This window comes from Stenotrophomonas sp. YIM B06876 (genome assembly GCF_030711595.1).
In the GTDB taxonomy this organism is placed as follows: domain Bacteria; phylum Pseudomonadota; class Gammaproteobacteria; order Xanthomonadales; family Xanthomonadaceae; genus Stenotrophomonas.
The window spans coordinates 21,641-31,961 of sequence record NZ_JAUJUJ010000033.1 but is presented as its reverse complement, the minus strand read 5'-3'; the positions used below and the strand labels follow the sequence as shown (position 1 = coordinate 31,961).

The window sequence follows — 10,321 nt, the reverse complement described above, 5'->3', positions numbered from 1 at the left end:
GCCCGCGGCGCCGGCACCGGCACCACCGGCGCCGCGGTCCCGACCGCCGGCGGCATCGTGCTGTCGTTTGCCCGCATGAACCGCATCGTCTCGATCCAGCCCGGCAACCGCTGCGCGGTGGTGGAGCCGGGCGTGTTGAACGGCGACCTGCAGCAGGCGCTCAGCGCACACGGCCTGTTCTGGCCCCCTGATCCCTCCAGCGCGGAAATCTGCAGCATCGGCGGCAACCTCGCCTGCAATGCCGGCGGCCCGCGCGCGGTGAAGTACGGCAGCAGTCGCGACAACGTGCTGGGTATCGTCGCCGTCACCGGCAGCGGCGAGCTGATCGAATGCGGCGGCGCCTATACCAAGGACGCCACCGGTTACGACCTGACCCATCTGATTGTCGGCAGCGAAGGCACCCTGGCGCTGATCGTCGAAGCCACGCTCAAGCTCGCCCCACGCCCCCGCGCGCAGGCCGGACTGCGGGTGCTGTACCGCGATGCCCAGGCCGCCGCGGCTGCGGTATCGCGGGTGATGGCGCAGCCGGTGACGCCGACCATGCTCGAATTCATGGATGCGCGCAGCCTGCAGCTGTTGCGGCGCAATGGTGCGCAGGTGCCCGAGGCCGGCGCGATGCTGCTGATCGAAGCCGATGGCGACGACGATACCCTGCCCTACGTGCTGCAGGCATTGGCCAGCGCCGCCGAGGGCGACGGCCTGCTGGCGCTGGACGTGGCCGTCGATGGCAGCGCGCGCGAAAAACTGTGGGCCGCGCGCCGGGCCTTGTCGCCGGCACTGAAGAGCATCGCGCCGGGCAAGATCAACGAGGACGTGGTGGTGCCGGTGTCACGCATTCCCGATCTGGTGGCCGGCGTGCAGGCGCTGTCGGCCGAATTCGCGCTGCCCATCGTCACCTTCGGCCATGCCGGCAACGGCAACCTGCACGTCAACATCCTTTACCACCCCGACGACGCCGGCGAGAACGCCCGCGCCCACGCCGCGCTGCCGCGGGTGTTCGCGCTGGCGCTGGCGCTGGGCGGCACCCTGTCCGGCGAACACGGCATCGGTCTGGCCAAGCGCGATTTCATGACGCAGGCATTTTCGCCGGCCACCCTGGCGGCGATGCGCGCGATCAAGCATGCGCTGGATCCGGACGGCATCCTCAACCCGGGCAAGGTGTTGCCGCCTTGCGGGGTCATGCCCGTCACCGGCGTTCGAGCGACGTGATTGCCGCCGTGGGGCGACACCTGCCCTGGCCGTGATCGCGCGCAGGAGATGCGCGGGCGAGAGGTTCTTGCCATCACTCCGCCTTGCCGCTGCGCTGAACACGCAGCGGCGCAGCGCCCGCGCGCCCGGGATCAGGCGAAGTGGTTGTAGCCGGCACGGGGGGGCTGCCAGGGCACGCCGGAAGCGTCCAGTGCAAGCACCTGCAAGGTGGCGGTAATGCGGCCGATCCGGCTTGCCGGGGTCGCCGCGAACTCCATCGCCAGCGCCACCTGTTCACGCAACTGCGGCGGCGCGGTGAAACACAGCTCGTAATCGTCGCCGCCAGCCAGTTGCCACTGCCGCCGCTGCTCCGCATCCGCCAGCGCGGCCAGTGCCGGCGACCGCGGCAGCCGCTCCAGCCACACCTCCGCCCCCACCCCGCTGCGGGTACAGATATGTCCCAGATCGGCGAGCAGGCCATCGGACACATCCACACAGCTGCGGGCAATCCCGTGCAAACGCTGGCTGGCCGGCAGCCGCGGGACGGGACGCAACAGACGCTGCCGCAGCAGTTCCCGCTCCGGTGCCGCCGCCACGGCGGCGACATCCAGCTTCCCGGCCTGCCACAACGCCAGCGCGGCCGCCGCCTCGCCCGGTATGCCGGTCACCCAGATATCGTCGCCCACGCGGGCGCCATCGCGGCGCAGGGCACCGCCTTGCGGCACCCAGCCCATCGCGGTGATCGAAATCGACAGCGGCCCGCGCGTGGTATCGCCGCCGACCAGCGCCATGCCATGGGCATCGGCCAGCGCGAAGAAGCCCTCGGCGAACGCGTCGATCCAGTGCGGCTCGGCCGCCGGCAGAGACAGCGCCAGCGTGCACCACGCCGGACGAGCGCCCATGGCGGCCAGATCGGACAGATTCACCGCCAGTGCCTTCCAGCCGATATCGGCCGGCAGGGTCTGCACCGGAAAATGCACCCCGGCGTTGAGCGTGTCGGCGGTCACCACCAGCTGCTGGCCCGGCGGCATCTGCAGCAGCGCGGCGTCATCACCGATACCCAGCACGATATCGGCGCGGGCCACGGTACGCGCGCGGATGCGCTCGATCAGGGAAAATTCGTCAAGACTCATCGGGCGGTTCCTGCATGGGAGCGCTTGTTTCCAGCAACGATCGGCCGCTGGCCGAAGCCTGTCACCGCCGGCTGACGCCCGCTGCGGCAGGGGCGTGCCCGCCGCCGTGGATACCCCTGTGGCGAACGGAGGAAAGCGCTCCTTGAGTCAATGGGACGCGGCGAAGCTGGAAAAAGGTGGGGACGGACAAGCCGACGCCCGGCGGTTGCAGCGCACCGCGCACGGGCACCCGCGCGGCCCCTCAGCTGCCCGATTCGACCTTGCGCCACTGCACCGCGGCCCGGTCGAGCACACCGTTGACATAGGTGTGGCCGTGCTCGGAGCCGAAGCGCTTGGCGGTCTCGATCGCTTCGTTGATCACCACCCGGTACGGCACGTCCTGACGGTAATGCAGCTCATAGGCGGCCACGCGCAGTACCGCGCGCTCGATCGCATCGACCTCTTCCACGGTGCGGTCCAGGTACGGCGTCAGCGCCGCATCCAGCTCGGTACGGTGCTCGAGCACGCCGCGCAGCAGGCTCTCGAAATAGCCCAGGTCGGCGATTTCATGCGCCTGCTCATGGGCGAACTGCGCAATCAGCGATTCGGCGTTGCCGCCCGATATCTGCCACGCATAGATCGCCTGCAACGCACGGCGGCGTGCGCGCGAACGCAGCACCGGGTCGATGCCATCGCGGCGGACCGGCTTTCCCGCAGGCTTGCCGTGGTTCCTGTTGTTCATGGCAGCTGCTCCAGAAGATTGACCATTTCCAATGCCGTCAATGCGGCTTCCTCACCCTTGTTGCCATGGCTGCCACCGGCGCGGGCTTCGGCGTCTTCCACCCGCTCCACCGCCAGCACGCCGTTGAGCACCGGCACGCCGAAGTCCAGCTGCGCACGCATCAGGCCCTCGGCGCACTGGTCGGCCACGTGTTCGTAATGACGGGTGTCGCCGCGGATCACGCAGCCCAGGGCGATGATCGCCGCATGCCGGCCCCCGGCGCCAAGGCGCGCGGCCACCAGCGGCAGCTCCCATGCGCCCGGCACCCGCACCACATCGATGGCGTCTTCGGAAATACCGTTGCCGGCCAGGCTCTGCCGCGCACCGGCCACCAGCACATCGGTGATGCGGGCATTCCAGCGGCTGGCGATGACGGCGAAACGGGCGGAAGCGGCGGGGCGAAGATCGCCTTCGTAATGGCTCATGCGCAGTGGGGGTCCAAAAGGTGGGTCAGTTTAACGTGTCGGCAGCGGTCACCGGCCCTCACGGACCGGCGGGAACCACCGTTTCGACGATTTCCAGGCCATAACCGGCCAAGCCGATCTGCCGGCGCGGGGTACCGAGCACGCGCAGCTTGCCCAGGCCGAGGTCGGCCAGGATCTGCGCGCCGGCACCATTGCGGCGCCACTGCCCGACGTCCTTGCTGGAAGTGGCCACCTCCGGCTGCGCCCGCACCCGGGCCAGCAGCGAGGCGCTGTCGCGCGGCGCCGACAGCACCACCATCACCCCGCGCCCCTCGGCGGCAATCGCCCGCAGCGCATCGGTGGCGGCCACGCCGAAATCGTCACGGCGCCAGTGCAGCAGGTCGGCCAGCGGGTTCTCCACCTGCACCCGCACCAGGGTCGGGGTGTCCTTGTCGGGGGTGCCGCGCACCAGCGCGAAGTGCAGTTCGTGGGCGATGCGGTCGCGGTAGGTGACCAGCTTGAACAGGCCGAACTCGGTGGCGATCTCGCGCTCGTCCACACGCTCGACCGTGTGTTCGGTCGCCAGCCGGTAGGCGATCAGGTCGGCGATCGAGCCCATCTTCAGCCCGTGCTCGCGCGCGAACACCTCCAGCTGCGGACGCCGCGCCATCGACCCGTCGGGATTGAGCACTTCCACCAGCACCCCGGCCGGTTCCAGCCCGGCCAGCATCGGCAGGTCGCCGGCCGCTTCGGTATGCCCGGCGCGGGTCAACACGCCGCCGGGCTGGGCGATCAGCGGAAAGATGTGGCCCGGCTGGCTCAGGTCGCTGGGCCTGGCATCGGGTTTGACCGCGGTACGCACGGTATGGGCGCGGTCGTAGGCGGAAATGCCGGTGGTGACGCCTTCGGCCGCTTCGATGCTGACGGTGAAGTTGGTATGGAACTGGGCGGTGTTCTTCTGCACCATCGGCGCCAGCCCGAGCTGGCCACAGCGCTCGCGGGTCAGCGACAGGCACACCAGGCCGCGGGCGTGGGTGACCATGAAGTTGATGTCGGTCGGCTTTACCAGTTCAGCGGCCATGATCAGGTCGCCTTCGTTCTCGCGGTCCTCGTCATCGACGATCACGACCATGCGGCCGGCGCGGATCTCTTCCAGCAGTTCGGGGACAGGGGCGAAGTTCATGGGGTGGCTCCTTGGCCTTGTAGATGCCGGCCGTTGGCCGGCATTCCGATCAGCTTTTCCACATAGCGCGCCACCAGATCGATTTCCAGGTTCACGGCGCTGCCGACGGCAGTGGCGGAAAAGGCGGTATGGGCGACGGTGTGCGGAATCAGCGCGACCTCGAAGCCTTCGTCATCGACCTCGTTGACGGTCAGGCTGACGCCATCCACACAGATCGAACCCTTCCTGGCGATGTACTTGAGCAGCGGTGCGGGCGCCGAAAAACGCCAGCGCAGCGCGCGTGCATCCCCGTGGATCGCCAGCACCCGGCCAATCCCGTCGACATGGCCGCTGACCAGATGTCCGCCGAGACGATCGGTCGGGCGCATCGCGCGTTCGAGATTGATGGTGGCGCCTTCGCCCAGCTGGCCGAGCGTGGTCAGGCCCAGCGTCTCGGTCGAGGCATCGGCCTGGAAGCTGTGGCCGTCAAATGCGACCACCGTCAGGCACACGCCATTGACCGCGATGCTCTCGCCCATGCGCACATCGTCAAAGGGCAGGCTGCCCCCCTGGAAAGTGAAGCGGACATCGCCGCCGATGGCTTCGCGTGCGGCCAGCCGGCCGACGCCTTCGATGATGCCGGTGAACATCAGCTGGCCTCCGGATGACGGAGCCAGCGGGGATGCAGCAGGTTTGAATACATGAACGTTTCCCGCAGTGGTGAGCGAAAAACGCCACAAGGCATGGGCCCACACGCAGCCGGAAGCTGCCCGCGGGCCGTCTTCTTTCATCCGGACTCTAGGAAGGGCCAATGATGGCGCCTCCAACCGTCGGCTCCGGTATTGGACCGGATCTGCTGACCTTCGCACCGGAGAGCCGCCACCCGCAGGCGGGGTTCTTGCCCGGTACCGAAGCGCTCGCGGGCTCGTGCAGGTATTCCGTGGAAAACTGCACCTACCGCCGGTGGGGAATCACACCCCGCCCTGAAGACGTTCGTGGTTTGCCGGCGAACCGGCCCGCGCATTGTATCAGCCCCGACCCGGGCGACCGGGGACAGAGCGTTGCAGCAGCGTGGCTGATTCAGCCCGATAGCGGGTGCAGCAACAGCCGCAGGTCCTGGCCGACCATGCGCATATCGGCCATCTGCAGCTCCACCTTCTGCGCCATCGACGCGATCCCCAACCCCGCCAGCAGCGGCCGCGCGCCCTCGCCCAGCAGCAGCGGGGCGATGTACAGCAGCAGCTCGTCCACCAGCCCGGCGGCCAGCAACGCCCCGCACAGGGTGGCGCCGGCCTCGACATGGACCTCGTTGATGCCGCGGCCGCCCAGCAGCTGCAGCACCTGGTGCAGATCGAAGCGCCCATCGCGCAGGGGCAGGCCGGAAAATTCGGCATCCTTGCGTCCAGGGGAAGGCGCCTGATCCGAATGCAGGTACAGCGTGGGCGCCGCGCCTTCGCGCACCTGCCGGCAATCGAGCGTGCGCAGCTGTGCATCCAGCACCACGCGCAGCGGCGGTATGAATTCGCCGCCCTCGGCCAGGCGCACCGTCAGCGCCGGGTCGTCGGCCAGCACGGTGCCGGCACCGGTCAGGATCGCCCCGGCCCGCGCCCGCCAGCGCTGCACATCGAGGCGTGCGGCCTCGCCGGTGATCCATTTGGATTCACCATTGGCCATTGCGGTGCGCCCGTCCAGACTGCCCGCCAGCTTCACCCGCAGCCACGGCCGGCCGCGCTCGATCCGCGACAGGAAGCCACGGTTCAGCGCACGCGCCTGTCCAGCCATCAGACCCACCTCGACGGTGATACCAGCCTGGCGCAGCAGCGCGAAGCCGCCGCCATCGACATCGGGAAACGGATCGGCCATCGCCGCCACCACCCGCGCTACCCCGGCCTCGATCAACGCCAGCGCGCACGGCGGCGTGCGCCCGTAGTGGGCGCAGGGTTCCAGGGTGACGTACGCGGTCGCGCCACGCGCCCGCGCGCCGGCCTGACGCAAGGCGAACACCTCCGCATGGGGCCCGCCAGCCCGCTGGTGGAAGCCTTCGCCCACCACCTCGTCCCCGTGGGCGATCACGCAACCCACCATCGGGTTGGGGCGGGTGGTCCAGGCGCCGCGTTCGGCCAGGCGCAAGGCACGCGCCATCAGCAGATGATCGGTGGCAGTGAAATCGCTCATCGGAACAGTCCGGCTCCACGCAAACATGAGGGAATCAGCCGGCCTTCGGCGGCTGGATAAACAGAATGACAATCCATAGCGGGCCCAGCGGCAACCGCGCTTCCACTTGCCAGCCCTGGCGCTGGTAGAACGCCAGCATCGGCGCGTCGCAGTAAAGATACAGCCGCGCTATGCCCCGCCGCGCGGCTTCGGCCACGCAATGGTTGACCAGGGCCCGTGCGATACCGCGACCGCGCGCCGATGGCTGCACGTACAGCGAAGCCAGCCACGGCGAATACGACGGAACGTCCGCATGATCCTCATGCAGCAGGCTGATCGATCCCAGCCAGCCATCGGCGTCCTCGGCCAACCAGGTGACGGGGATTGCATCGCACTGGTGCTGCCGTAGTTCCTGTTCGGCCTGCACCTGCGTCCACTCCGGCAGCAGCTGTCCGAATGCGGCGACGTGCGCCGCAGCCACCTCGGCAATGCGCTGTGGCCGGTCACACAGGCAGGTGATGCGCAGCATGGTTCAGCGCGGCTTGGCCTTGTCGCGGGGACCGGCCGCGGCCTCCAGCAGCGGCAGCTGTTCCTCGCCGGGCGGCAGATCGCGCTCCAGCTTCTCGATTTCGTCGCGGAAGTCGGCCACGTCCTCGAAGCTGCGGTACACCGAGGCAAAGCGCACGTAGGCCACATGGTCCAGCTTGCGCAACTCGTTCATCACGAATTCGCCGACCCGGATCGACGGCACTTCGCGCTCGCTGCACATCCGCAGCTGGTGCACCACCGCCCGCACCGCCGCCTCGATCTGCTCCTCGCCCACCGGGCGCTTGCGCAGCGCGCGATCAAAACCGGTACGCAGCTTGCGCGCGTCGAAGGCCTCGCGCCCACCATCGCTTTTGACGATGACCGGCAGCTTGAGCTCGATGGTTTCCAGCGTACTGAAACGCTCGCCACAGGCCTCGCAGCCACGCCGGCGGCGGATGGTGGCGCCATCTTCGGAAACGCGGGAATCGATCACGCGGGTATCGGTGTGCTGGCAGAAGGGGCAATGCATTTGAACAACCTTGGACGTCAGGCTTCGCCAGCCTGGAGGGGTCCGGCGTCGCGATGGCAGTGATACGCAAATACAACAGGTACCGCGCCGGGGCAAGGCTCAGCGGCCCGGCCCCGACACAGCATCGCCAGCCCGGACAGTACCCGCGCGCCCCAGGGAGCGGAAAACCGCGTCACTGGTCCCGCTATTTCTCCACGCAACGAACAGTAACCGGAGTCCGCATCGGGCAGCGCCAGTACGCCGCCCATGCTCGCCGGGGGCAGCCCCCGGCGACCCGACCGGCACGACCGACGGTGCCGCCGCGCACCGGCCCTCCCCGTCAGCCGTAGACCGGGTACTTCCTGCACTGCGCGCTGACCGCCTCGCGCACGCGGGCGATCACCGCCTCGTCGGCCGGCGCGTCGAGCACGTCGGCAATCCAGTTGGCCAGTTCCACGCAATCCTGTTCCACATAACCGCGCGTGGTCACCGCCGGGGTGCCCAGGCGCAGGCCCGAGGTCACGAACGGCGAACGCGGGTCGTTGGGCACCGAGTTCTTGTTGACGGTGATGTGGGCACGGCCCAATGCGGCTTCCGCGTCCTTGCCGGACACGTCCTTGCCGATCATGTCGACCAGCATCAGGTGGTTCTGCGTGCCGCCGGAAACGATCCTGTAGCCACGCGCGATCAGGGTGTTGGCCATGGCCTGGGCGTTCTTCACCACCTGCTGCTGGTAGCTCTTGAACTCCGGCTCCAGCGCTTCCTTGAACGCCACCGCCTTGGCGGCGATGACGTGCATCAACGGGCCGCCCTGGATGCCCGGGAACACGATCGACTGCAGCTTCTTCTCGATCTCCTCACCCGCGCCCTTGGCGATGATGATGCCGCCACGCGGACCGCGCAGGGTCTTGTGGGTGGTCGAGGTGACCACGTGGGCATGTTCGATCGGGCTCGGGTACACACCGGCGGCGACCAGACCGGCGACGTGCGCCATGTCCACGAACAGGTAGGCACCGACCTTGTCGGCGATGGCGCGGAAGCGGGCCCAGTCGACGATCTGCGAATAGGCGGAGAAACCGGCCACCACCATCTTCGGCTTGTGCTCCAGGGCCAGACGCTCGACTTCGTCGTAATCGATCAGGCCCTGCTCGTTGACGCCGTACTGGATGGCATTGAACAGCTTGCCGGAGGCATTGACCTTGGCGCCGTGGGTCAGATGGCCGCCGTGGGCCAGACTCATGCCCAGGATGGTGTCGCCCGGCTGCAGCAGCGCGAAGTACACCGCCTGGTTGGCCTGCGAACCGCTGTGCGGCTGCACGTTGGCGTAATCGGCGCCGAACAGCTGCTTCAGGCGCTCGATCGCCAGCCTTTCAGCGATGTCGACATATTCGCAGCCACCGTAGTAGCGCTTGCCCGGATAGCCTTCGGCGTACTTGTTGGTCAGCTGGCTGCCCTGCGCTTCCATCACCATCGGGCTGGCGTAGTTCTCGCTGGCGATCAGCTCGACATGGTCTTCCTGGCGCTGGCACTCGGCGGCAATGGCCTTGGCCAATTCAGGGTCGTAGGACTCGATACGGGCATCACGCGCGAACATCACAGCTCCTGGTACGGGGGCGAGGGAGCTGCCGATTGTAGCGCTTCCTTCGCACGCCGGACCTGCCCGCAAAACAGCTCGCGGCTGCCTGTTCCCGCCGGGCCCGGCAGCTGGCCATACCCTGACAGGCCGGTACTTTCCAGCGGCATGAGCACCGGACGGCAAGGGCTGTCGGCCGGCAGGGCGCGGCCAATGCGGGATCGGAATGGGAGGGCCCCGCCTCTGGCCGGAGACCCGGGCCGCGGCCGCGTCTCCATGCGCCGGAAGCCGGTGGAACAAGGACAAGAAGAACAACCGGCCCTGCGGCCATCGAAGGGATCGGAGCCGCCCTGCCAGGCAAGTGGAGCGGCCTTCATTTTCCTGGGGCCGGAAACGGAAAAGCGCATCGGCAGATGCGCTTTTCCTTATCCAGGCCAACCACCGCAGTGGTCAATGATGCAGGACCAGATCGGCAATGATGCCGGTGGCGATGGCCACCATCAGCATGTTGCCGCGGTCGTCGCGGATCCAGTGGTAGCCGCGCGGCGGACGGCGCATGTTGTAGCGGCCGTAGTCGTTGACCACGTAGACCGGGCCGCGGTAGTAGTTGCTGTAGCGGTGACCGCGCTGGAACCCGTAAGGACGGTAGACCACGCGCGGCGGCGGGGCGTAGTAGCGTCGATCGTTGTAACGGGCGTCGCGATAGCCTTCGCGGTAGCCGGAATTGTAATGGCGATCATCACGGCGGCCGCGGTCGCGATCATGCTTGCCGTGGCCACGGTCGTCCCAGCCGTGACGGCCGCGGTCATGGTCGCGGTCGCCGGCGGCAAAGGCCGGGGCGGTAAAACAGACGGCCAACAGCGAGGTCATCGCAATAACGGCCAGACGTTTCATTTTCATGGGTGGACCTC

Annotated in this window: 11 protein-coding genes and 1 riboswitch; of the genes, 1 reads left to right on the top strand and 10 read right to left on the bottom strand. The window is 68.2% G+C overall.

Annotated elements, in window-relative coordinates:
- A partial coding sequence (locus QZH66_RS12250; protein WP_305806223.1) for an FAD-linked oxidase C-terminal domain-containing protein occupies positions 1-1,209 on the top strand: 1,209 nt, incomplete at its 5' end.
- A gap of 131 nt (positions 1,210-1,340) precedes the next feature.
- On the opposite strand, the gene thiL is transcribed toward QZH66_RS12250, so the two are convergent.
- The 10 genes from thiL to QZH66_RS12200 form a co-directional block, all read right to left on the bottom strand.
- On the bottom strand, positions 1,341-2,321 hold the full coding sequence (gene thiL, locus QZH66_RS12245; RefSeq protein ID WP_305806222.1) for a thiamine-phosphate kinase: 981 nt from the start codon (positions 2,319-2,321) through the stop codon (positions 1,341-1,343).
- A 241-nt stretch (positions 2,322-2,562) separates the two neighbouring features.
- Positions 2,563-3,042 carry a transcription antitermination factor NusB gene (gene nusB, locus QZH66_RS12240; protein ID WP_305806221.1) on the bottom strand — a complete coding sequence of 160 codons (480 nt, stop codon included), beginning with the start codon at positions 3,040-3,042 and terminating at the stop codon, positions 2,563-2,565.
- Positions 3,039-3,506 carry a 6,7-dimethyl-8-ribityllumazine synthase gene (gene ribH / locus QZH66_RS12235; RefSeq protein ID WP_305806220.1) on the bottom strand — a complete coding sequence of 156 codons (468 nt, stop codon included), beginning with the start codon at positions 3,504-3,506 and terminating at the stop codon, positions 3,039-3,041. The genes nusB and ribH overlap by 4 nt, the downstream gene beginning before the upstream one ends.
- A 58-nt stretch (positions 3,507-3,564) precedes the next feature.
- Entirely contained in the window at positions 3,565-4,668 is a 1,104-nt protein-coding gene (ribB, locus tag QZH66_RS12230; RefSeq protein WP_305806219.1) for a 3,4-dihydroxy-2-butanone-4-phosphate synthase, read from the bottom strand.
- A complete protein-coding gene (locus QZH66_RS12225) occupies positions 4,665-5,297 on the bottom strand; it encodes a riboflavin synthase (protein WP_305806218.1) in 633 nt (210 codons plus the stop codon). The genes ribB and QZH66_RS12225 overlap by 4 nt, the downstream gene beginning before the upstream one ends.
- 125 nt (positions 5,298-5,422) lie before the next feature.
- A riboswitch (FMN riboswitch) is annotated at positions 5,423-5,642 on the bottom strand.
- A gap of 85 nt (positions 5,643-5,727) precedes the next feature.
- Positions 5,728-6,822, bottom strand: coding sequence for a bifunctional diaminohydroxyphosphoribosylaminopyrimidine deaminase/5-amino-6-(5-phosphoribosylamino)uracil reductase RibD (gene ribD, locus QZH66_RS12220; protein WP_305806217.1), 1,095 nt, complete (start codon positions 6,820-6,822; stop codon positions 5,728-5,730).
- A gap of 34 nt (positions 6,823-6,856) precedes the next feature.
- Positions 6,857-7,327 (bottom strand): GNAT family N-acetyltransferase, encoded by a 471-nt coding sequence (locus QZH66_RS12215; protein ID WP_305806227.1) that lies wholly within the window; start codon positions 7,325-7,327, stop codon positions 6,857-6,859.
- Positions 7,328-7,333: 6 nt separating this feature from the next.
- Positions 7,334-7,858: a transcriptional regulator NrdR gene (gene nrdR, locus QZH66_RS12210; RefSeq protein WP_305806216.1), complete on the bottom strand. Its 525-nt coding sequence runs from the start codon at positions 7,856-7,858 to the stop codon at positions 7,334-7,336.
- Between the two features lie 319 nt (positions 7,859-8,177).
- Positions 8,178-9,431 carry a serine hydroxymethyltransferase gene (gene glyA, locus QZH66_RS12205; RefSeq protein WP_305806215.1) on the bottom strand — a complete coding sequence of 418 codons (1,254 nt, stop codon included), beginning with the start codon at positions 9,429-9,431 and terminating at the stop codon, positions 8,178-8,180.
- Between the two features lie 429 nt (positions 9,432-9,860).
- Positions 9,861-10,310 (bottom strand): RcnB family protein, encoded by a 450-nt coding sequence (locus tag QZH66_RS12200; RefSeq protein WP_305806214.1) that lies wholly within the window; start codon positions 10,308-10,310, stop codon positions 9,861-9,863.
- Positions 10,311-10,321: the final 11 nt, after the last annotated feature.